We start from the raw sequence: 22,626 nt of genomic DNA, 5'->3' as shown, positions 1-22,626 counted from the left end.
CTTCCAGTTAAATTGACAAACTCAGCTGTGAACCTTCTTGAGTTTTATTCACTTCAATCCTGGCTTGGAAGGCTTCTTTGAGGTGGGGCATATGAGTTACAGTGAGGATGCAGGCAAAATCAGAGGCGATCGCATTAATTGCAGCAATCAAGCGCTCGCATCCTTCGGCATCCTGTGTACCAAAACCCTCATCCACAATCAACAATTGCAATGCCGCCCCCGCCCGTTGCGCTAATAATTTTGCCAAAGCTAAACGGATGGCAAAGTTAATTCTAAATGCTTCCCCACCAGAGTAAGTTTCATAAGCTCGTGTTCCTCTAGAATCTGCGATTAAAATATCTAAGGTGTCTATCAGCTTGGCGTTTTTCTTGGTTGATTTAGCACTACGTCCAGCTTTTTGAGTAATAAATTGTACATGAAACTGATTCCCACTCAACCGCGAAAGTAGTTGATTTGTCTCGGCTTCCAGTTGCGGTAACACATTCTCAATCATCAGTGCTTGGATACCATTTTTACCAAAAGCTTGCGCTAATTCCTGATAAACACGATATTCTTGCTTGCAAGATTGTAATTGCTGCTGCTGTTGTTCATACTGAATTTGCAACGTTTCCAGTTGATGCGCCAGCTGTTCTAAACGCCCTAACTTGGTAATTTGCTCATCGAGTTGCCGTCTGCGTATTGCTAACTGCTGCTCTAAAGCTTGAATTTGGGCAGATGGATTAGCTGTTGCTTGTAATTGCTGAATAATGCTTTCAATTTGTCCGCCGAGTTTTTGCCGCTCGGTTAATCTGGCGCTTCTAGACTCCCCTAACTCTTGCAATCTCGTCTGGAGTTGCGGATATTGCTGCTGGGCTGATAGCAATTGTTGATACCGCAAATGCCAAGATTGAGCTTTCTTTGCAGCTATACGCAAATTGTTGTGCTGTTCAGAACTGTAGCCAATTTCGGCAATGTGACGCTCAAGAGCGGCGATTTGTTTAGCACATTCAGAATCAATCTGATCTTGCTGGATTCTGGTTTGTAATTGAGCAATACTCGCTTGTAATTCTGGTTTTCGGGCTAATAGTTGCGCTTGTCGCTTAGTTGCATCTTTAATTTGCCCTTGTTTAATTTCTGCCCATCGCCACCGCTCAACTTCGCTCCGCGCCAGGGCGTGGTCTTGTTCATTATAATTAGCTTGTTGCAGATATTGGTTTAGCTGTCGAAGTTCGGCTTGTTTATCCGGAGCGTAATCACCAGCTTGGAGCGATCGCTCTAAATGCTGTTTTTCAGCAGCAATTTGCTGTAACTGTTGTTGCACATCAGTTGTCGCTTCTAACTGGGCTGCTAACTGTCCCCGTTGTTCGCGTAAACCATCGTAGCCTGCCAATTGTTGGGATATATCACGATATTCCTGCCTGAGTGTCTGAATTTCTTTGTCAGACACAGCCAATTGTTCCCGCACTACCCAAAACTGCCCTTGAGTATCCTCTAACTCACTTTGGGTTTTTTCCACCACCCGACTCCAGTGATGTTCGTCTAAAGGACGCTCGCATAATGGACAAAGTGCTTCAGGATTTTGGAGCATTTGCAATTTCTGCTCTAATTCTCCCAGCAGTTTTTCATAATCCCGTTGGTGAGCTTGCAAACGTTCGATAAAGTGCCGCCTTTCTTGCCCTTTTTCTTGGACTCGTTGCAAATAAACCCGCTTTTTTTCCAGTTCCTCAATCTGGATTGCCACATCCATCACCGCTTGTTGTAGTTGCGGTTGGCGACCATGCTGGCGTTGCAATTGGTTCTCAGTGCTTTGGAGTTGTTCGAGTCGCGCTACTAAACCAGCATGAGTGCGATCGAGTTGGCTTTGTAAAGTTGCTCGTTGTTGCAACAAGGGAGTCACTTGCATTTGCAGTTGATCTAAACGAGCAACATGGTGACGGGCTGCCGCTAGTTGTGACAAAGCGGCTTCTACTTCACCTGATTTAGTCAGAGTTTGCTGAATATCTCGCTCTTGTTGCTGCAAAGCTTCTAGCTGCGCTTGGGCTTGTTGCAGTTGCCGTTCGATTTCGTGAATTTGTTTGGTAAGCTGTTGTTGCTTTTGTTGGCGATTCTGCCCGGCGCGGGTGTGTTCTTCAAATTTGACAGCAAAAGCTTCTTCTTGAGATTGTAAACTTTGATATTGGGCGTATCCAGCTTTAATCTCAGCTTCTTGGTGTAATATTTTTTCTAAATCTGATAGCTGAGAGCCAATAGCTGACTGTTCTTGTTGGAGGCGATCGCAATCTTGGGTAAGATTTTGGTATTGCTGCTTTACAAAATTGAGTTGTTGTTCCCAATTTTGGCGCTGGTGCTGGACAACTTGCAAACTTTGTAATTGAATATTATCAAAAGCTTGTACCTGTTGCAGTTGGTTGAGTTCGGCTTCTAACTCCACTCTTTGCGCTTGGGTAATTTCGCGTTGTTGCAGCTGAATTTTAATCGACTCCAGAGAACGCTCTAACTCTACTGCCCTTGCTTTAAATTGGCGAGAAGATTCCTTTGCTCGTTCTTCTAAATCATCATACTGATTGAGTTTCAACAACTCCGCTAAAATTTCTTTGCGTTCTGTGGGACGCTTGAGCATGAATTCATCTGCACGGCCTTGACGTAAGTAGGCAGAATTAATAAATGTATCGTAATCGAGTTTGATGTGTTCTAAAATCAAATCTTGGGTTGCTCTTACCCCTTTGCCAGTGAGTGAGCGAAACCCAGATGGTATTTCTATTTGAAATTCGAGAACACTAGTACCTCCCCGAATTCGGGTGCGAATCACCCGATATTTTTGCTGGTTACTTTGGAAAGTAAAATTAACCCGAACTTCTTTCGCACCAGAATAGATGACATCATCTTCAGCAGTGGCGCGGCTTTCACCCCAAATTGCCCAAGTGATTGCTTCTAAAAGAGAAGATTTACCCGCACCATTGGAACCACAAATACAAGCCGTATGCAAACCACCAAAATCTAAAGTTGCATCACGGTAACTGAGGAAGTTTTTGAGGATAAGTTGTACTGGGATCATTCACGCTATAGCGCCACATCTACTTTTAATAATTAACAGTACAGATGCACTGTTTGTTAGTTTAGCTATCTAGATATCAGGTTTCTAGTCTTGAAGACATCAATTTTACAAAAATTTACAATATGATGAGTGAATTTTTCTTGTTGCATGAAAAAGTTTTACTGTCTTCGGAGAAAAATGAAACTCTCCAGGAGGCTTTTGTTATTTCTTTCTGTTGTCTAAGAAGAAAACATTCTTTTTTGATTTGTGAGAATTGAAAGTTACAGATCCCCGACTTCTTTGAGAAGTCGGGGATCTTGTCTCTTAGGAATTATTTAGGATTGCCATAGCCCACATTCCGCACCCTTAACTGTCAGCCTGACTTTTCACGTTATGTGGAAAAGCCAACGATTGACCTAACCCCCTTCCCGACGCGGGAAGGGGGAAAATTCAAAGTCTCTCTCCTAAAAGGAGAGATTTAGAAAGAGGTTTTCCAGATACCGTGAAAAGTCACAATCGGTTATTACGGAAGTTGATTAATGAAAAAGGAGTAAAAAATTACATTTAGCTCAACAAAAAAGATTTTGGATAAGAAAATTTATTAGATATATTCTCAATAAGGAGCATTAAAACTCAAACAGCAGCAACTTTCTAAAAAGCAGAAAGGTTTCACAATACTGTGGATGGTTCGGCTGTAGGTACGCATGACAAGCGCCAAATCATTGAGGAGCCGGATGAGGTCAAAAGTCTCTCATGTCCGATTCTGTAGACAAGTCGCTGTGTCATCACAGCAACTTAATTTAACCTTCCGCGATACGTTAAAGAGGAATTTATGGACTAAAATTCCCGCCCACTTTGAAAGTGCTAGTTCTAATAATGACTCAAAATCCCACGGCTTTTTATGAAAACAAGCGATCGCGCGGGCATGTCGCTAGATAAACAATCATAGCCGTGGGATAAATTACCACTCTATAGGTTATGAAAGCGCTGGTACCGCTTCCAAATTGTCGGCTTTCTTCTTCAAGATGGTTGGTAATTCGCTACTGAAGGCCTCACCTTCAACCACTTGCGATCGGAAACCATCGGGCCCAACTGGAACGTCACCTGTGATGGTAGTGCGATAAAGTACACGCTCAACTTCCACGTGATCCAAATCTTGAGGGGCCAAATGCGAGGTGGCGCGGTTATCCCAGAAGGCAATGTCTCCGTTGTTCCAACGGAAGCGGGTAGTGTAGGCGGGCTTGGTGATCTGGTTGAAGAACAACTCAAGCAGCAGGTCACTCTCTTGTCGTGATACGTCAAGAATGTGCGAGGTGAAGCCAGGGTTAACATACAATGCGCGCTCACCAGTCTCAGGATGAACCCGAACCACTGGATGGATTGAAACCAGCGGATTGGCTGCAATGCGCTGGGCAATCTTGCTGTTGCTAGGCAAATTCAAACGTGCATTGAAGCGATGTTCGGCTTTCAATGTGTCTGCAAGCGCCCGTAAGGGTGCTGACAGACCCTCGTAGGCTGCAACTAAATTTGTCCACTGTGTATCACCACCGAAGCTGGGCACGTTAACCGCACGCAAAATCGATGCAGCCGGTGGGTTGACAACTGCTGTCACATCGGTGTGCCAACGGCTTTCGTAGCTGGAACGGCGTAGACCATTCCGCCGCTCGTAACGACTGCGGTCAATGGGTAGAATTTCTGAAAAGCCTTCAATCGGCTCATCTTCATGGGGATGTGCGTAAGTTACTTCGCCGAAACGAGCTGTGAATGCAATCTGTGCAGCATGATCGATGTTTTGACCACGAAAGAATACGACTTTCCACTTCAACAGTGTTTGACGAATTTCTTTGACTGCATCATCGTGCAAAGGGCGCGACAAATCTACGCCGCTAATTTCAGCACCGATGAAACCTGCTACTTGTTTGACTTCAATGTGTTTGTTGCTCATGTCAATTCTCCAGAGTTTGATCGATATGGACGGTGTTCGCACTCGTCGGTTTACTCTGGTACGTTGCTTGTATTCAAATGGCTACATACCAAAGGAAGCGATCGCAGTTCAAAATACTATCATACGGCAAATCTATCAATTTACCGTAGTATTTAATTATCATATTTTAGCCTGCTAGAACAATACTTGATTGTATTCCGGTAAAGTCAAGTTTAAATAGACCTACAAGTACTAATTGAGACTTGCCACACCAGTAGTACAAAGCTGGACATCGCTATATTTTGGCACTTAGTACCGCAAGGCAGAATTAAAAATTAACACAGCGTAAGCGTTTCATTGATTTGGAATAGGTGGTTTATTTTTGAAAAAACTCAGTACACATCACGTTTATTCGTTTGTGTTCTGTTCCCTCTTCGCAGTTAAGAGTTAAGAGTTCCCTATCCTACGCAAGTAAGTTCAGGAATCCGATTTGATTCCTATCGCATCTTCGTGTTGCTTGCTACTCGCACGCAGGTTGATAGTATTTTTATATAAACTTTATGAAATATTTTTATTTTCAACACAAGTATTTCATGTCTTGATTAATTTATACTATACGATGACAGGTAAACAATTATATTTATTATGGGATTTTGTTGTCAAAAGCTGCAAAGTCCTTGAAACTCATTCTGTAGAAATAGGAGATTTTTATTTCTCTGGCGATAAAAAGTAATAAAACTTTGCCACCGTTTATTAAGGCTTTGAGGATATTAAAAACTACATGAAAAAGCAATTGTCACAGAGCTGGATTATTTCTAAATCTGGGTTACATTTTTTAATCATTATTCTATTAGTAATAGGCGTATTTTTTCGCTTCACTAATCTTGACAAAAAACTTTATTGGGGTGATGAAGTTTTCTCATCTTTACGCATATCTGGCTATATGCAGTCAGAAATGAAGGAGCAGTTAGACAATGGTAACTTGTTAAGCATAGAAGATTTGCATAAATATCAGTATCCCAATCCTGATAAAAACACAATTGATACACTTAAAGGGGTTGTTTTAGAAGACTCGCAGATTTTGCCATTATATATCCTACTGGCCCGATTTTGGGTAGAGTGCTTTGGCAATTCTGTAGCAGTGACGAGAAGTTTTTCGGCATTCCTGAGTCTGTTCACATTTCCTTGTATTTATTGGCTATGTCGAGAATTATTTAAGTCTTCACTAGTGGGGTGGGTAGCCATTGCGTTGGTAGCCGTTTCACCTATTCATTTGGTGTATGCACAAGAAGCGCGAGCATACAGTTTATGGATAGTTGCCATATTAATATCGAGCGTAGCACTGCTGCGAGCTATACGCCTAAAAACAAAGGTTAGTTGGTGTATTTATACAGCAACATTGGTACTAGGGTTTTATTCTCATGTGTTTTTTACCTTGGTTGCTTTTGCACAAGGAATTTATGTACTTACAATTGAACGCTTCCGATTGAGTAAAACATCAATTTATTACCTAATATCATCGCTGGCGGGTTTTATAACTTTTGTACCTTGGATTTGGATTATTTATAGCAATCCTCAGCCAGTAGCAGTAGCTTGGACAAATGCTAAACAAACATTATTTGGGTCAGGGGTAAGGTGGGCTGGCATCTTTAGCCGGACGTTTGTTGATTTCGGTGTTAGCCCTATCGATATAGAAAAAATTCAGATTGTCTTTATTCCTTTTATTTTCATTATTTTAGCTCTAATCAGCTACTCAATTTATGTTCTCTGTCGAAGAACATCTAAAGAAGTTTGGTTATTTATCTTAACCTTGATTGGGTCTGTAGTGCTTCCCCTACTGATAACGGATTTCATCTTTCAAAAGCGATACGCTACTAGTCGATATACACTTCCCTCTGTTTTAGGTATACAGTTGGCTGTTGCTTACCTACTTACCACTAAAATCACGTCTATTTCTCCTAAAATTTGGCAAAAACAACTCTGGTCAATTGTAGCGTTCATAATAATTACGGGCGGAGTTGTCTCTTGTGTATACCACTCTCAATCTAAGATTTGGTGGAACCAATTCCCTGAAAAATACCAGGAATTTCCTAAAATTGCTAATATTATTAGTCAAGGTAATAAACCCTTGATAATTAGTGATGAGAAAAATCTACTTCCACCAATACAAATACTTGGTCACTTAGTTAATTCAAAAGTGCAATTTCAAATTGTCAAAGAAAATCAGTTACCAAAAATTACTGATGGCTTTACTGACATATTTGTATTCTTGTACGAACCGTCTGACTTCTTAAAAACTGGAATTGAAAAAGTTTATAACTCAAAGTTACAGAAGGTAAATAACTTTCTCTGGAAAATAATAAAGCCTAGTTAAACGTAAGAATTCAGCACTGGTTCAACCCTAGCTATCTGCTAATAGGAGTCAGAAGTCAGAATTTACAGCAGGGAAGAGGCAACAGAGTTGAAAGTCTATATCACTAGTACAACACGGCGTAAATAAACCATCCATTCAAAATCAATGAAACGCTTACGCTGTATTAATTTTAATTTTTAATTCCGCATTAGGGTACTAGCCCTTTCAAGGTGAGTTAAAATTTTGCTCAAAACATTCCTCTCTAATCTCTTTTGATGTTTATTGTCAATGCGTAAGTCCTAGTAGATTAAAAATTAATATCAATTAGCCTAATAAGTGGCACATCAGAGCAAAAATATACTTTAATTAAACAAATAATTTAAGTATATACTTGTACTCCCGCCGCTTATGTCATCGCCCCTTGAGCGTCCGCTGATAATTGAAGTCAGACTGCCATCTTCCCATCCTCATTTATTAGAAGGACTAGATATATGGCTGCGCTTAGGTTTAATATCTGATACCCAAGTTAAGCAGCTATGCCAAGAGTTTCTGGTGTGTGCGGTGGTGTTAAAACCCCAAGCTGAAGCGAAAACAAAGGTAGTATTTGCAACTTATGACCCCGTACAGCAGTTATCTACAGCAGCTTTACAATCTAGTAGCCGTAGACAATCGCAACAAACACCACCTAAACCCAACTTTATCAGCACAATGTTGCAGTCTTTGGGGGCTGAACTGAGTGTACGTTGGTTGCTTTTTCTAGGCGTTTTCCTGGTAGTGGTATCCTCTGGCGTACTGGCTGCTAGTCAGTGGGAGAGGTTTCCTGCTTCTGGACAGTATGGGGTTTTATTTGCTTATACTTTAAGTTTTTGGGGGTTAAGCTTTTGGGCGACTAGGCAAAATAACCTCAGATTGACGGCTCAGACATTGCTGATTGTCACTCTTTTGTTAGTGCCAGTGAATTTTTGGGCAATTGATAGCTTTCAATTGTGGCGAAATCCTGTTGATTGGATTGTAGTTGCGATCGCCTGTCCTACCCTCACTGCTATAACTGTTTTACTCTCCAAAAATCGGACTATTTTTGCTAATTTACATCCTGGCAAATTACCTCTAGCGAATATTTTGGGGCTGAGTTATCTGCATTGGGGTTGGCAATTAAGAGGATTTCCCTTAATCGCTGTTTATGTGGCAATGATCGGCACAACTATTATTACTATCTATCACAATCTTTACCAACAGCCTCATACTATCAGTGAGGAAAATCGAGGCGATGTCTACGACGGGCTACGCCTACGCCGTAGGTTAAGTATTAGTTTAACTGCTGCTGTAATTATTTATGCTCTAATAGTGCTGTTAGTGCGAGCAATTTTTGTTGCCAAGGTAGATATCACGCAGTTGGGGTTAGCAATTGGTATTTGCGGCTGGTTGGTGACTTGGTTAGTACAAAGGGCAGGGGGCAGGGGGCAGGAGGCAGGGGGAGCAGGGGAAGTAACATTAATATCCTCCTCATTTCTTTTACTCTGGGAAAAACTCGGTGGCATTTTAATTTTTTTGGGTTGGTTGGTATCGGTAGTAAATTATCCTTGGCAAGCGATCGCTGTCAGTGGTTTGGGTTTATGGTTTGTGGGAAGTTGCTTGCGGCAGTACAGTCTCAAGGTAGACTTGGCAGCGGTTTTCGTCATTGGCTTAGAGACAATTTGGCTAGGTTGGCGGTTAGTACCTGATAACTTACAGAAATTAGCGATCGCAACTAGTACTCAACTCACCAATTCTCAAAATGAACCTTGGGCTTTATTGGGTATAGCTTTATTTCCCTACGTAATTTTGATGGTGGCGCTCACAGATAGCTTGCATCGCAGTCAAAAGCGAGAATTATCTAAATTTGGCGAACTACTCACCCTCTTATTAGGAACTTTTTTAACAACGATCACTCTGATAAATCCGACATTGCGATCGCTAAATCTGCTATTCTCCACCACCACTCTGGCATTCGTCACTCAACGCCGTTCCCCTTCATCCCTTCCCTTGATATACCTAACTCACATCATGGGGGTGCTGGCATTTTGCTCTACCATTAATTGGCTGTTACCAAACCTGAGTCCACAAGCCTGGGCAAGTATTTTATTGGCTCTGATGGTTGCAGAATGGGGATTTAGCCTCAGCAATGGACTATGGCGGCGTAGTGCATGGGACATCGGTTTAGGACTAGCCGCAGCTAGTTTTTTAATCTTGTGGATGAATGCAGAATCATCTTGGTATGGCATAGTTGAAAGTCAAGGCAATTGGGGAGTCTTATGGCTAGTTACGCCTTTAGCTCTCACGGGTGTTGCCAATGCCACAATTATCGAGCGTCGAATTACTAGCCGTTACTTAAGTGTCTTAACTGTAGTAGTTGCACAGTTATTGACGTTACAACTACCAGGAATCAGATTAATCGGTTTGGCTGTAGGTGCTGGGTTGATGTTTGCCAATACTCGCTATTTGCGAAACCAAGCATCTGCGGTAATTACAGAAGGATTTGTTTTAAGTTTTATTGGGGCATTGCTGTGGACAGGTGTGCCTGGTTTGCCTAGCCTAGTCGTAGGAGGTTGGTTTGTTGCAGGAGCGATCGCAACCTTAAGTTTATGGTTAGCACGGGCTGTTTTAAGCCGACGTGGTAACGAATTAGCAGCTATCTATGCAGCCGCTAGCGATCAGTGGGCGATCGCCTTGTGTGGTTTTGAATTGTTGGGTTTGACGCTGCACTCAATACTGATTTATAAGGGGTTTACCACTTCGGTATTTTTGTTCTTAATTGCCACTGCAATCACCTTAGTAGCCATTATTTACCGCAGTTGGCGAGAACCGACAAATTGGGCATTTTATGGTATTGGTTGGTGTTTAGAATTGTTGATTGCCCAGGTATTGGGGTTGGGGGAACGCTCAATTGTTAAAATAGTGATCGCCAATATTGCCTTAGGTTTAATTGCTCAACTTGTCGGCGAGTGGTGGCGACGAAGACATCAATTAGAAAAGCTTCCTAGCAGCCTTCACATTTTGCCATTAATCTACGGTGCATTCAGTGTATTGCTGCGTTTGGACACCTTTACCGAGTGGACAGGGTTGTGTTCCTTAGGTGTAGCTTTAATTATTATTGGCGTGGGGCGACGGCGCGAGAACTTCAAACCCTTGCTGTACTTAGGAATTATTGGCGTATCAATTTCTGCTTATGAACTTTTGTTTTATCAAATGTCACAAGCATCAGGAGGAGCATTAGGTGATGGATTAATCGCCATGTCTACCCTTGGTGCAAGTATCATGTATGCTTACCGCATTCTATCACCTTGGCTTGTCAGCTACTTACGCCTAACTCCCCAAGAACTGGAAGGAATTGCCCATATTCATTGGGCTTGGAGTAGCTGTTTATTAATGGCTGCCATTCCTCTTCCCATTGCAGTTAACCGTTTGGTGGGATTGGCAACAGGAGTATTTTTGATTCGTTATGCCATCTTCCGAGGACGAAATTCGCGCACTTCCCCCAGCGTCTTCAGAGGAATCACAATCGCCGAGATGTGGGTTTACCTTGGCTTATTAGAGGTAGCCGGTATGAGGGTTTATTGGCGCGAGACAGCAGTCGGAAAATTTTGGGCTGGGCCATTAGTTCCGTGGAATGGTGCGATCGCTTGTGTGGTTGCCTACTTTCTGTACATCCTACCTTGGGAAAGGTGGGGTTGGTCTAAAAGACCTTGGCAACAAGCAGCTTACATCATACCGCTAATAATTTTGTGGGAAACCAGACTGCAAACTTACCCAATTACCTTAGTACTCGCAGCCGGATTCTACATCTTCCTCGCAAAGGTGGGTGGAAACATCCGTTTTACTTATGTTAGTGTCGCGTTGATTGATTGGGCGCTTTACCGTTGGTTTAATTCCTTACATCTAACTGATACTTTGTGGTATGTCACACCAATTGGATTATCACTGCTTTATATTGCTCAAGTAGATACCCAGCTGAAGCTACTAGAGTACAAAAAATCTCGTCATCTTCTGAGAGTGCTAGGGAGTGGTTTAATTTGTGGGTGGGCAATTTTATTTAATCAAGATACAGCCTGGATACCTGGAATTTTCAGTCTTATCGCTATTTTTGCTGGATTAGCTTTGCGAGTACGGGCTTTTCTCTACATTGGTACAGCCACTTTTTTAATTACTACAATCAATCAATCGGTAATTTTAAGTTTGCATTACTCTTTTTTAAAATGGGTTATTGGCTTACTAGTTGGCATCTTGCTAATTTACATCGCCGCCAACTTTGAAACCCGCCGCGCTCAAATAACATCCCTAATTCGTAGCGCCATTGATGAATTTCAATCATGGCAATAGCGATAGATATTTTAGAGGGATAAGCGGACTCTCTTTTTCTGCTTGGAGTTGATAGTCGCACCTTTAACCGCATCTGACCCGTCGGTTTAGTGTAATTGAGCCGGAGATAGAACAGCAGATTCGCACATTCTCCATCGCTCAACTAGAAGACTTAGCGGAGGCACTGTTAGATTTCTCCAGTCAAAGCGATCTAGTAAATTACTTAGGAAATATCTCTTTAGCTCAACCCAATCAGGAAGATTAAATAATTCGTAATACTCGCCATTCGCGTAGCGTCTCGTAGAGAGGGCGAGAAGAAAGCTACGTAATTCGTAATTATTTGATCGGATAGTTAACCTACAGCGATCGCACTTTTTGAAAACACGTATAAGTTGTGCTTCTCTCAATTGCGATCGCTGTGGTTAGATGCCGACAGTGAAATAATCTCAGAAAAACGTGAATACTTAACCGCATCGGTAGTAGGATAATCTACTGACACTGCAAGTAACCCAACTTTTATATCCTCGAAATAAATCATACCGCCAATACGTCCTTTAAGTTGGAAAGTCCCATGAAATAAACGATACTGTGCAATGTAGATCAGCAAAAAGTCAGTAATCTTTATTGCCCTGTTAAACATTTGCTCACAAGTTTTGTGGAGGACATTATCTAGGTATTCATTATAGGCAGGCTCACCCAGTTCAGTAAATTCTGAATGATCCGCAAAATGATCCATATAAAATAACCAGATATGGGACAAGTCTGCTTCATTCGTCAGTTTTTGCTTAAGTTCCTGCAATCGATCGATATTCATAGTGCTAATCAGGAAGATTAAGTTTTGCCATCCCCATCATTAAGCACTTCTTAAGGCCACAATGGGGTCGAGTTTAGCAGCGCGACGTGCAGGAACAACGCCAAAGAATAAACCAATACCTCCAGAGACACCAACTGCCATAGTAATCGCTACAGGAGAAAGACTCGCTTCTAAAGGAGTCAAGGCTCCCACTATTAGGATGCCACTAACACCAACTGCAGTCCCAACTAAACCGCCAGCAGCGGAAACTATCACTGCCTCAATGATGAACTGTAGCAAAATATCTTGCTCAGTTGCCCCGATCGCTTTTCGCAATCCAATTTCTTGGGTGCGTTCGGTGACGGAGACAAGCATAATATTCATAATCCCAATGCCGCCGACAAACAACGATATACCTGCGATCGCTGCTAGCATAATTGTCAATGCACCTGTAATTTGACCGACAGTTTGCAAGGCATCCTTTTGAGAACGCAGAGTAAAGTCATCTTCACCATTAATTTTGTGCCGTAGACGCAGCAAATTAGTAATTTGAAACTCTGCTGCATCCACGCTATCTGAATCACGAGCGGCAGCAACGAGGTAATCTAAGGCGATACCATAGGGAGAATTCTTGCCCACAAGTCGGTTTGCTGATGTCGTGATTGGTATTAAGGCAGCATTATCATAATCTGCTCCCACGCTGGAACCTTTGGCTATTAACGTCCCAATCACTTGAAAGCTGGTATTTCCAACTCGCAATTGCTGGCCAATGGCGTTACTATTACCAAATAGTTTTTCTGCCAAGTCTGCACCAAGTACTACCACTTGGTTGCTTCGCTTGATGTCTACCTCAGAGAAAAATCTGCCTTTAGCAGTTTCAAAATCCCGCACAGATAGAAAGCTGGGAGTTGTGCCAATAATATTGACATCAGTATTTCTGTTGCGGTATGTAACTACCTGTCTTCTGTTTAACTCTGGCGCAACTCCTACTACTGTTGGTACTTGAGAAGCGATCGCTTCCGCATCTTGCAACACCAGAGTTTTTGGTACTTCAAAGGAGATTCGCTGAGTTTCTTGATTACCTGGCAGTACAAATAGCACATTTGGCCCTAGTGACTCGAGTTGTTTATTAACGAATTTTTGCCCACCTTCGCCAATACCAATCATGGCAATCACTGAGGCGTTACCAATAACTATACCCAGCATAGTGAGTGCGCTACGGAGTTTATTTGATAGCAGGGTTTTCCCCGCCATATTCATACTTTCGAGGAGATTCATGCCAATTTTGGATTTGAGATTTTGGATTAAAAGTCTGTATTAAAAGGCTGTTCGGTGAAATTTCAAACAATACTACTTATTCAATTTAGGTTTATCAAGGAAGGCATTGGGTAGGAATAATACGGCTGTTTTCAAGTAGATAAGGTACAAAATGTAGGACTTAAGATCAGACATAAAGAGTTTCTATTTACTGCCTCCTGCCTTCTTTATTTATTCTGTTTCTCTTTGGCCTTTTCGATTTTGTAGTCTTTGGGTGGGTTCACAAATATGCGATCGCCTTCTTGAACTCCGCCTAAAATCTGAGTTTGGTCTTGGATTTGTGCCCCGACTGTAATTTCACGGAACTGGGGTTTATTCTTGGCATCTGGGATGAGTACACCCGTTTTACCCTTTTCGGTGACGATTGACACCGTTGGTAACACCAAAGCATTATTAACGCGATCGCCTAAAAAAGTCAGATCCACATTTAAGCCAGAACGTAGTTTATCTGTGCCAGTATCGAGAGCAATCCGCACCTGGAAGGATGTTACACCTTGTTCCACCACTGCTTCGGGAGCAATCAGCCGCACATGACCTTTAAAAACTTGATCGGGATAAGCATCAGCGACAATTTCCACCTGCTGTCCCGATTTAATTCTGCCAATATCGGCTTCGGGAACTTGAGCTAATATTTCTAAACCCCTGGCTACGGCAACTATTGAACTAGAAGTTGCCGATGCACTAGTAGAAGCAGAAGTTGTGGGTGTGACAAATGCCCCTGGTTCTGCATACTTTTGGGTAACAATTCCCGAAAGAGGAGCGCGAATAATAGTATCTTCCAATTGCACTTGTATACCCTTCAATTGAGCCTCAGCAGATGCAACGGCGGCTTGACGCTGGGCAATTTCTTCAGAACGAGTGCCATCTTGCAACAGAACTAATGCGGCTCGTGCTTCGTTAACAGCGGCTTGGCGTTGGTCAACTTCCTCAGTCCGAGTGCCACTTTGGACTAAAGACAATCGTTTTTTAGCTTCTTCTAAATTGGCTCTAGCACTTTTGTCGTCACTGATGGCTTGATCGAGTAATTGTTTTTTCTCTGCTCCCTCTTGATATAGATATTGATAACGCTTTACCTGTTCATTGGTGTAATTCACCTTTGCTTGAGCCGCATCCACTTGCGATTGAGATTGAGCAATTTCTTGGGGACGATTACCAGCCTTAGCTGCGGCTAACTGGGCTTGAGATTGTGCTAACCGCGCCTTTGCCTGAGCGATTTCTTGAGGACGACTACCAGCGAGGGCTTCGGCTAGTTGTGCTTGACTTTGGGCTAAATTGGCACGATATTGACTCCTTTGGGCTTCAATACTGGCACTATCCATGCGGGCGAGAATTTGCCCTTGTTGAATGCGATCGCCTTGTTCTACGTATAATTGCGATAGCACTCCCGGATTCTTCGGGCTAATATTTACGCTTTTAACTGGTACAACTTTGCCACTAGCTGTAATCCGCAACGTCACGTTTTGTGCTGTAACTGGAACAGTTAGTTCAGCAATGTCTTCTTTATTTGACCCTTGATTTATCAAGGTGTAAGTTGTTACTGTACCCACAACCAATACCCCCCCCGCTATCAGCCCAATTAGCCAGCGTAATGGATACTTAACTTTGCCAATAACTGGAATTTCTATGTGAGTAGCCATATTATAAAAGCCTGTAAATATTCTTGTATAGAAGTAGCCTTTGCTTCGAGGGTAAGTTTAGAATACGGAGATGTTAAACCTTTGGGATTAAATTTTTATGAGTCAATTGACAACTAGACGCATAATTAGCTTCATCGTTGCTTAATCTTCCTTCATACTAGGCAGTGCTTTTTATGTATGTCTTCACCTGAATGGATGACTTTTGTCACTAGTACCGCCTCCCTCGGAAATACTTTGGCGTACTTCTAAATCATTGAAATATTTAGTTCTGACTCTGCAACCACAAGTAGCGATCGCCTGCTTAATACCAATTTTGAGCGAAAAACTTTATCTGACCTAAATTAACGCAAAAAAACAGTCCTTAACAAGACTATATAAGGCTATTCAATTGACTCATAATGATCAGCTTGACTGAAAATGTAAAGGATACAAGCCCCTAAATTTATTTATGGGAATCATTAATTTTTAATTCGGAGTGAAGCGACGTGACAATCTACTTTTATAGTACTCGTGAAGAATATGGCTGTTTCTCCAATTTTTCCCCCCACGGCTTTGAATTAGATGGATTGTATTGGTCAACTAGCGAACACTATTTTCAGGCACAAAAGTTTGTCGGTACACCTCATGTAGAAAAGCTCCGTCTAGTTAAAACACCCAAAGACGCGGCAAAAATGGGGCGTGAGAGAACCCGTCCCCTACGTCAAGATTGGGAGAATGTTAAAGATGACATTATGCGGCAAGCTGTACTGTGTAAATTTCAAACTCATACAGATATCAGGAATATTTTACTTTCCACAGGCAATGCAGAAATTGTTGAGAACTCCCCTATTGATTTTTACTGGGGTTGTGGAGCCGATGGTAGTGGTAAAAATATGCTAGGAAAAATTTTAATGGAGGTGCGAGAGATCCTGCACCATACATACAGTGCAGATATTGATAATACAAATTTTAAATAATATTGTTGCGATGAATGCTTGCCCTAGTGTAGTAAACCAGCCTGATGAAAGATGCATCCTGGTTTGGGGAACACTAAATTTAGTACCAGACTTGCCTCAAGACGAAGGAATACAGATCGAAATATATATAGGACTCGTATTTTTTGAAAAATACCAGTACATATTTATTCCCTTCTTTCCTATTCCCTTCTTTCCTGTTCCCTTCCTACGCAAGCAAGTTTTCTGAATTAAATCGGATTGCTATAGTTCCCCCGCAACTACCCATAACATACCTAAAACCAGTGAAGCGTAATACAATTACCCATGAATTTGACTCTGGTTCACAAGCAGAAATACTACCTCCACAGGAAAGTGACGACCATTCATCGGAAGGTTCCAAGCTATTACGGCAAGGAATTCAACAGCAGCAAGCTGGCGAATTAATAACAGCCATGAAGTTTTTACAACAATCCTTGGCACTGTTTCAGGCAGCTGGGGATTTGCAAAAACAGGCTCAGGCACTTTCTTTTTTAGGATTGGTAACTTACAGCGCTGGAGACTACAAAGGTGCTATCTCCTACTCCCAACAGTGTTTGTCTTTGCTTAATAACACCTCAGATTTAACATTGCAAATGCAAGCACTTTCCCATTTAGGTAATGCCTACCGTCACTTGAACGATCATCAAAAGGCAATTGAGTTTCTAGAAAAGTGTTTGAAAATAACCCAACACCTGCAAGATAAACGCAGTCAAGTGGCAGCACTGAATAATTTGGGATTGGTTTATAAAGCTTTAAGTAATTTTACACAGGCAATTGAGTATCAACAGCAAAGTCTAGAGATTGTGCGGGAACTCAAAGACAACTGGGGCGAGGAACAGGTACTCAAGAATTTGGGTAATGCTTGGTATGCTTTGAACAATTACTCAAAAGCGATCGCCTATTATGAGCAATGTGTAGTACTATCACGCTCTTTAAAAAATGTTCGCAGTGCTTCTCAGGTGCTAAAAAATCTGGGTAATGCTTGTTATGCTTTAGGTGATTATCCCAAAGCCATTAAATATTATGAAGATCGGTTGCAATTAGCCAAAGAAATTCAAGATAAACGTAGCGAGGAACAATCTTTAAGCAGTTTAGGGGTTGCTTGTGAAGCTTTGGGTGACTATAACAAAGCAATTATATATTATGAAGAACGTTTGCTGTTAGCTAGAAATACCAAAGATCGCCGCAGTGAAGAACAAGCCCTTGCCAGTCTAAAAGTTGCCTGCTATGCCTTAGGTGATTATGCCAAAGCTATGCAATATCAGCAGGGAACATCTTCAAATAATTTGTAATGACGCTCGTTCGCTCTTAGCGTCTCCCCTTGGGAGAAGACTCGCTACCGCTTCGCTAACGTAACTTTTAATGGGGATTTAGAAAGATCCACAAAACGATCAATTCTCTCTCATTGTCTTTTGTTGTTGGAGATATGCGAGAACTTCTAATGTATCGACTTGGGGAAATTGGGCGTAAAAATTACTCACACTCCAAAAGGGTTCCGGTGTTTCCAAGATGATTGTGCGATCGCCCCACTGTTCTAACCAGGGTAGCAATTTTTGTGGCGCTACTGGAGTACACAGCCAAACTGCTGCCGGAGAAAGCGCTTTCAAGGCAATTGCCGCTACCGCTATTGTCATACCTGTAGCAATGCCATCATCAACTAAGATCAGCGTGGCATCCCGTGCATTGAACTGCGGACAAGCAGAAATTAATTGAGCTTCAAGAAACTTAGCTTGGTTTATCGCTTTATTTAAAGCCACTTCCCGCCATCGCCCATCATGTTTAAGGCGAAGTAGCTTTTGATCGGCCCAAAGAACATTTCCCGAAGTAGTCACTGCACCAATTGCTAACTCTGGATTTTCTGGATGGCTAATCTTTTTCGCCACAACAATCGTCAATGGACAATCCAAAAGACTTGCTATTGGTGCTGCTACTGGTATACCCCCTCTTGGCAAAGCATAAACAATTGGTACGGGCTTTACCCCAGAATCAATAGTTTGCTGAGTCAAAATATCATGAATCACTTGCGCCAATAACTCACCCGCATGGGTGCGATCGGCGAAAAGTGGGGTATGTGACATAGTTTCCCCCAGCATCTTAGGACGGCACTGCTTTTATCATGACTGAATTTTGTCTGAAATTAACTGATACAATAAGATTTATATAAAAAACTAAGTATTCAGCAAAAATCTATTTATTTTAGTAAGTTTCCAGCAAAAACGGTATTTCACTCAGACATAACAACTGGCGCTGATGCCAAAATCCTGATTTTCATGAGCAGCGAAACCCAACTCAGCCTTTTTGACGACTCAACCTTTAACGAACGAGAACTGATTCCGACAGACGCGAAAATTCCCATAACTCCCGGAACTTATGCCAGCATCACAGAGTTGACACAGCATTGCGATCGCTGTCACCGTTGTCCATTAGGAGACACTCGAATTCATGCTGTTGTTGGACGTGGCAATCTTAAAGCCCCAATTATGGTTATTGGGGAAGCGCCAGGTCAAAATGAAGATGAAACCGGCTTACCATTTGTAGGTAGATCGGGGCAGTTGTTAGAGAAAATTCTCGCATCTGTGAATCTGACTACTGAGGATGATGTATACATTGCCAATATAAATAAATGTCGCCCACCAGATAATAGAGTTCCCACTCCTGTAGAAGTGGCGGCTTGTCTACCCTACTTACTAGAACAAATTCGCTTAGTTGACCCCAAAATAATCTTGTTAACAGGCGCAACAGCTGTTAAAGGCATTACTGGCGATAAGCGGGGGATTACAAAAATTCGCGGACAATGGCTGGAATGGGAAGGGCGTTTATGTATGCCAATTTTTCATCCTTCCTACTTGTTGCGTAATCCTTCTAAAGAAAAAGGCGCGCCAAAATGGTTGATGTGGCAGGATATTCAGGCAGTGCGTGCCAAGTTAGACGAAATCCAAAATAACAACTAATGTGGTAAACTCACTAAAAATATCTAGTCATAGCTTGAAGTCGTCAAAGGAATAGTGTTTTAGCTCCATTGCTCATGTATGTGGAAGTTTTATCAGCTTCAATAGACGAAAAACCACTCATCCAGCAGATGATGGAGCTTTACCAATATGACTTTTCAGAGTTTGAACACAAGGATCTTAATGAGCATGGTTACTTTGGCTATCCATACCTAGATTACTACTGGGTTGAGAGCGAGAGTGCTTCGCACACGCTTCGCGATCGCTACCCCTTCATTGTGCGGGTTGGGAGAAAGCTTGCCGGATTCGTTTTGGTGAATCAGTACACTTACATTCCAGGTAGTCAGTATTCAATCGCAGAGTTCTTTATCTTACGAAAGTACAGACAACAAGGAATTGGTAAAAATGTCGCCTTTCAAACCTTTGATCGATTCTGTGGGAAATGGGAAATCCATCAGATAACCACAAATGTACTTGCTCGAAAATTCTGGGGTTGTGTGATTGCAGACTACACAGCTGGAAAATTTACAGAAACAGTAATGGAGGTTGACGATTGGCGAGGAACAGTGCAGTACTTCGACAATACTGATAAGCGTGCAGTAGTGATATGAGCAATTTATTTAAAATATAAGTTTTATCATGCTGCTCGTTTTGTATTACACTTGTAGCATTCAATTACCTCAAGAGGTTCATCGGTGATGGCAGCCGTAGAACTGGAAAATTTATCTAAGACGTTTACTTTGAGTAGGGGTTGGGGACGCAACCGCACTCACAAAGAGATTGTCGCCGTAGATGGCATTAGTCTGACCGTTCCTGATGGTCAAGCGATCGCCTTCATTGGCCCCAATGGCGCGGGGAAGTCCACTACAATCAAGATGCTGACAGGCATACTACAGCCTACATCTGGGACAGCCAGGTTACTGGGATTAAACCCTTGGCGAAATCGGCGCGAACTAGCGTATCAAATTGGGGTGGTGTTTGGACAGCGATCGCAGCTATGGTATCATCTACCTCCCCGCGATACCTTAGAATTACTGGCGCGAATCTATAATCTTAATCGGCAAGAATACATTAAACGTCGTGACCAACTAGTTGAGCGTTTTGACCTCAACCCGTTTTGGAATACCCCAGTACGTAAATTGTCTTTAGGTCAGCGGATGCGGGCAGAAGTAGCAGCCAGCTTACTCCATGCACCGAAAGTACTATTCCTCGACGAACCCACAATTGGACTGGATGTCATTGCTCGTCAGGAATTACGCGATCTCATCCGAGAGTGGAACCGCGATGAGGGAGTAACAGTGTTTCTCACCAGCCATGATGCAGGCGACATTGAACAAGTAGCGCAGCGAGTAGTGGTAATTAATCACGGGCGTGTGGTACTTGATGACAAAGTTTCGGCAATGCGTCGCCAATACCTTGGCTCAAAGATTATCAGCGTCAAATTTCATACCTCCCCCGCCCAAATCAGTCTCCCAGGAGTGACGCAACTCAAAGCGGGCGAATATGGACTCAAGCTGGAGGTTAATACCAGCATTACACCAATTGAAACCGTGATGACTCAAATTCTCCAGGCGGGTTCGGTGGCTGATATTGCGATTGAAGACCCACCGCTAGAAGAGGTAATTGCACACATTTATGCTCAGGCAGCCTCATAATTCAGTGAACAAATATACCTGGATTGGTTGGACGGCAGCTCGCTCCAACCTGGCTTATTTCGGAGAAGTTGCTTCCAGAGGAATTTTTTTGTTTGTCATTCTCTACATCTTTTTACAACTGTGGCGTGTCACCTATGCCGAGACGGATGCTGAACAGTTGGGAGGTTTAACACTGGCTCAGATGCTTTGGTACTTAGGTATCACTGAATCTATTGTCCTCTCCAGCCCCCAGGTTGCTTTAGAGGTAGACGAGGATGTACGGACGGGGGCGCTGGCAGTGCAACTAATACGCCCTCTATCCTACCCTTTGTATCGCCTGTGGACTACTTTGGGAGAGCGGACAGTGCGCTTCGGGTTGAATGTAGCGATCGCATCCTTAGTTGCATTACTATTTGTCGGCACAATTCCTCTAAGTTTAGGAGGGATTTTATTATTCGTAGTGGCGCTACCACTGGCATTTGTCCTAGATTTTTTGGCAACCTTCTTAGTGGGTTTAGGAGCTTTCTGGCTGGAAAATACCACAGGGCTAATGCTCATTTACTCTCGGTTGACGATGATTTTGGGTGGAATACTGATTCCCTTGGAACTAATACCAGAAGCCTGGCAGCCAGTACTACAAGCTCTACCCTTTGCCAGTATTTTGTATGGCCCGGCGCGTTTATTTGTGCATCCCAACCTGGCTTTTGCCAGTCAATTGTTAGTGCGTCAGGCAGTTGCTATAGGTGTGCTGGCTCTCTTAGTAGCCCTTGTGTACCGCACGGCAGTTAAACGCATCCACGCGCATGGAGGTTGATATGTTTTGGCGTTTACTTTCCTACCTACAATTAGCTGGTGCTTATATTCGCCTCAATCTAAACGCTCACTTAGAATATCGCGGCGCATTCCTGACGCAAGTGTTAGCGATGGTACTGAATAACCTAGTGTGGGTAACATTTTGGGGGCTATTTTTCACACGTTTTCCAGTGCTACGCGGCTGGACAGTACAGGATGTAGTTACTCTCTGGGCGATCGCCGCAACAGGATTTGGTCTGGCTAATACTATCTGCGGCAACGCTATGCAACTGACAAGCTTAATTGTCCAAGGACAGTTGGATGTGTGGATGTTGTACCCTCGTGCCCTTTTACCGCACCTATTACTAGGACGGATGAATGCCACATCTTGGGGAGATATGCTGTTTGGGTATGGGGTTTATTTGTTTTTTGTCAAGCCTGATGCAGTGCATTTGGCGTTGTTTACTGGGTTGACAGTTTCGGTGGCGACATTGTTTGTCGGCTTTAATATTTTGACAGGTAGCCTCAGCTTTTATCTGGGCAATTCCGAAGGAATAACACAACAATGGCGAAATGCCATGCTTACCTTCAGTACCTATCCAGCGACTTTGTTTGAGGGAACGGTGAAACTACTGCTGTACACCTTGATTCCGGCGGGATTTGTGACTTATTTGCCAATTGAGGCATTGCGATCGCTATCTTTGATTCATGCTGTGCTAGCTGTAGCTGGATCAACTACTGTGCTGTTGGTTGGTACAGGTGTGTTTTACCAAGGTTTGCGTCGCTACTCCTCAGGAAATTTGATGCAGATGCGAGGTTGAGTTCAGTGTTGGCGAGTTTTCTACTTTTTACGTTCGTCTCTCGTTGAGATGCAGTTGTTGAAATTAAAAAGGTTGCCCACTGGAC

17 protein-coding genes are annotated in these 22,626 nt (G+C 42.7%); 11 read left to right on the top strand and 6 right to left on the bottom strand.

Features of this window, described 5'->3' with window-relative positions; genetic code table 11:
- Positions 1-7 precede the first annotated feature (7 nt).
- Both HWQ39_RS10945 and HWQ39_RS10940 read right to left on the bottom strand, forming a co-directional pair.
- Positions 8-3,034 carry an SMC family ATPase gene (locus HWQ39_RS10945; RefSeq protein WP_292844115.1) on the bottom strand — a complete coding sequence of 1,009 codons (3,027 nt, stop codon included), beginning with the start codon at positions 3,032-3,034 and terminating at the stop codon, positions 8-10.
- A gap of 955 nt (positions 3,035-3,989) precedes the next feature.
- On the bottom strand, positions 3,990-4,958 hold the full coding sequence (locus HWQ39_RS10940; protein WP_292844113.1) for a TauD/TfdA family dioxygenase: 969 nt from the start codon (positions 4,956-4,958) through the stop codon (positions 3,990-3,992).
- A 772-nt stretch (positions 4,959-5,730) separates the two neighbouring features.
- Between HWQ39_RS10940 and HWQ39_RS10935 the strand changes: the two genes are divergently transcribed.
- The 3 genes from HWQ39_RS10935 (at position 5,731) to HWQ39_RS10925 (ending at position 11,890) form a co-directional block, all read left to right on the top strand.
- A complete protein-coding gene (locus tag HWQ39_RS10935) occupies positions 5,731-7,311 on the top strand; it encodes a glycosyltransferase family 39 protein (RefSeq protein ID WP_292844111.1) in 1,581 nt (526 codons plus the stop codon).
- A 387-nt stretch (positions 7,312-7,698) separates the two neighbouring features.
- Positions 7,699-11,646 carry a DUF2157 domain-containing protein gene (locus HWQ39_RS10930; RefSeq protein ID WP_292844109.1) on the top strand — a complete coding sequence of 1,316 codons (3,948 nt, stop codon included), beginning with the start codon at positions 7,699-7,701 and terminating at the stop codon, positions 11,644-11,646.
- Between the two features lie 73 nt (positions 11,647-11,719).
- On the top strand, positions 11,720-11,890 hold the full coding sequence (locus HWQ39_RS10925; RefSeq protein ID WP_292844407.1) for a DUF4351 domain-containing protein: 171 nt from the start codon (positions 11,720-11,722) through the stop codon (positions 11,888-11,890).
- A 138-nt stretch (positions 11,891-12,028) separates the two neighbouring features.
- Here HWQ39_RS10925 and HWQ39_RS10920 read toward each other — a convergent pair whose 3' ends face one another.
- The 3 genes from HWQ39_RS10920 to HWQ39_RS10910 all read right to left on the bottom strand — a co-directional run bounded on the left by HWQ39_RS10920 (position 12,029) and on the right by HWQ39_RS10910 (position 15,372).
- Positions 12,029-12,439 carry a hypothetical protein gene (locus HWQ39_RS10920; RefSeq protein WP_292844107.1) on the bottom strand — a complete coding sequence of 137 codons (411 nt, stop codon included), beginning with the start codon at positions 12,437-12,439 and terminating at the stop codon, positions 12,029-12,031.
- Between the two features lie 39 nt (positions 12,440-12,478).
- Entirely contained in the window at positions 12,479-13,696 is a 1,218-nt protein-coding gene (locus HWQ39_RS10915; RefSeq protein WP_292844105.1) for an ABC transporter permease, read from the bottom strand.
- A gap of 206 nt (positions 13,697-13,902) precedes the next feature.
- Complete coding sequence (locus HWQ39_RS10910) at positions 13,903-15,372, bottom strand: efflux RND transporter periplasmic adaptor subunit (RefSeq protein ID WP_292844103.1); 1,470 nt, start codon at positions 15,370-15,372, stop codon at positions 13,903-13,905.
- Between the two features lie 202 nt (positions 15,373-15,574).
- Here HWQ39_RS10910 and HWQ39_RS10905 point away from each other — a divergent pair, with 202 nt between their 5' ends.
- The 3 genes from HWQ39_RS10905 (at position 15,575) to HWQ39_RS10895 (ending at position 17,638) form a co-directional block, all read left to right on the top strand.
- Complete coding sequence (locus HWQ39_RS10905; RefSeq protein WP_292844101.1) at positions 15,575-15,712, top strand: hypothetical protein; 138 nt, start codon at positions 15,575-15,577, stop codon at positions 15,710-15,712.
- 145 nt (positions 15,713-15,857) lie between these two features.
- Positions 15,858-16,328, top strand: coding sequence for an NADAR family protein (locus HWQ39_RS10900; RefSeq protein ID WP_292844099.1), 471 nt, complete (start codon positions 15,858-15,860; stop codon positions 16,326-16,328).
- 281 nt (positions 16,329-16,609) lie between these two features.
- Positions 16,610-17,638 carry a tetratricopeptide repeat protein gene (locus HWQ39_RS10895; RefSeq protein ID WP_292844097.1) on the top strand — a complete coding sequence of 343 codons (1,029 nt, stop codon included), beginning with the start codon at positions 16,610-16,612 and terminating at the stop codon, positions 17,636-17,638.
- Between the two features lie 99 nt (positions 17,639-17,737).
- On the opposite strand, the gene HWQ39_RS10890 is transcribed toward HWQ39_RS10895, so the two are convergent.
- The gene (locus HWQ39_RS10890) at positions 17,738-18,424 is read right to left on the bottom strand and encodes a phosphoribosyltransferase (RefSeq protein ID WP_292844095.1); all 687 of its coding nucleotides are present in this window, start codon (positions 18,422-18,424) and stop codon (positions 17,738-17,740) included.
- 192 nt (positions 18,425-18,616) lie between these two features.
- On the opposite strand from HWQ39_RS10890, the gene HWQ39_RS10885 reads away from it, so the two are divergent.
- The 5 genes from HWQ39_RS10885 (at position 18,617) to HWQ39_RS10865 (ending at position 22,541) form a co-directional block, all read left to right on the top strand.
- Positions 18,617-19,297, top strand: coding sequence for a uracil-DNA glycosylase (locus tag HWQ39_RS10885; protein WP_292844093.1), 681 nt, complete (start codon positions 18,617-18,619; stop codon positions 19,295-19,297).
- A gap of 80 nt (positions 19,298-19,377) precedes the next feature.
- Positions 19,378-19,905: a GNAT family N-acetyltransferase gene (locus tag HWQ39_RS10880; RefSeq protein WP_292844091.1), complete on the top strand. Its 528-nt coding sequence runs from the start codon at positions 19,378-19,380 to the stop codon at positions 19,903-19,905.
- An 87-nt stretch (positions 19,906-19,992) separates the two neighbouring features.
- Positions 19,993-20,949, top strand: coding sequence for an ATP-binding cassette domain-containing protein (locus tag HWQ39_RS10875; RefSeq protein ID WP_292844090.1), 957 nt, complete (start codon positions 19,993-19,995; stop codon positions 20,947-20,949).
- A 4-nt stretch (positions 20,950-20,953) separates the two neighbouring features.
- The gene (locus HWQ39_RS10870) at positions 20,954-21,742 is read left to right on the top strand and encodes an ABC-2 family transporter protein (RefSeq protein ID WP_292844088.1); all 789 of its coding nucleotides are present in this window, start codon (positions 20,954-20,956) and stop codon (positions 21,740-21,742) included.
- Position 21,743: 1 nt separating this feature from the next.
- Complete coding sequence (locus HWQ39_RS10865; RefSeq protein WP_292844086.1) at positions 21,744-22,541, top strand: ABC-2 family transporter protein; 798 nt, start codon at positions 21,744-21,746, stop codon at positions 22,539-22,541.
- Positions 22,542-22,626: the final 85 nt, after the last annotated feature.

The organism is Nostoc sp. NMS8 (assembly GCF_017115045.1).
Lineage (GTDB): Bacteria > Cyanobacteriota > Cyanobacteriia > Cyanobacteriales > Nostocaceae > Nostoc.
This window is presented reverse-complemented; position numbering and strand designations above follow the sequence as displayed.

Coding starts and splice junctions, on each gene's coding strand:
- HWQ39_RS10945 (WP_292844115.1), bottom strand. CDS start 3,034: ATGATCCCAGTACAACTTATCCTCAAAAACTTCCTCAGTTACCGTGAT.
- HWQ39_RS10940 (WP_292844113.1), bottom strand. CDS start 4,958: ATGAGCAACAAACACATTGAAGTCAAACAAGTAGCAGGTTTCATCGGT.
- HWQ39_RS10930 (WP_292844109.1), top strand. CDS start 7,699: ATGTCATCGCCCCTTGAGCGTCCGCTGATAATTGAAGTCAGACTGCCA.
- HWQ39_RS10920 (WP_292844107.1), bottom strand. CDS start 12,439: ATGAATATCGATCGATTGCAGGAACTTAAGCAAAAACTGACGAATGAA.
- HWQ39_RS10915 (WP_292844105.1), bottom strand. CDS start 13,696: ATGAATCTCCTCGAAAGTATGAATATGGCGGGGAAAACCCTGCTATCA.
- HWQ39_RS10910 (WP_292844103.1), bottom strand. CDS start 15,372: ATGGCTACTCACATAGAAATTCCAGTTATTGGCAAAGTTAAGTATCCA.
- HWQ39_RS10890 (WP_292844095.1), bottom strand. CDS start 18,424: ATGTCACATACCCCACTTTTCGCCGATCGCACCCATGCGGGTGAGTTA.
- HWQ39_RS10885 (WP_292844093.1), top strand. CDS start 18,617: ATGAGCAGCGAAACCCAACTCAGCCTTTTTGACGACTCAACCTTTAAC.
- HWQ39_RS10875 (WP_292844090.1), top strand. CDS start 19,993: ATGGCAGCCGTAGAACTGGAAAATTTATCTAAGACGTTTACTTTGAGT.
- HWQ39_RS10865 (WP_292844086.1), top strand. CDS start 21,744: ATGTTTTGGCGTTTACTTTCCTACCTACAATTAGCTGGTGCTTATATT.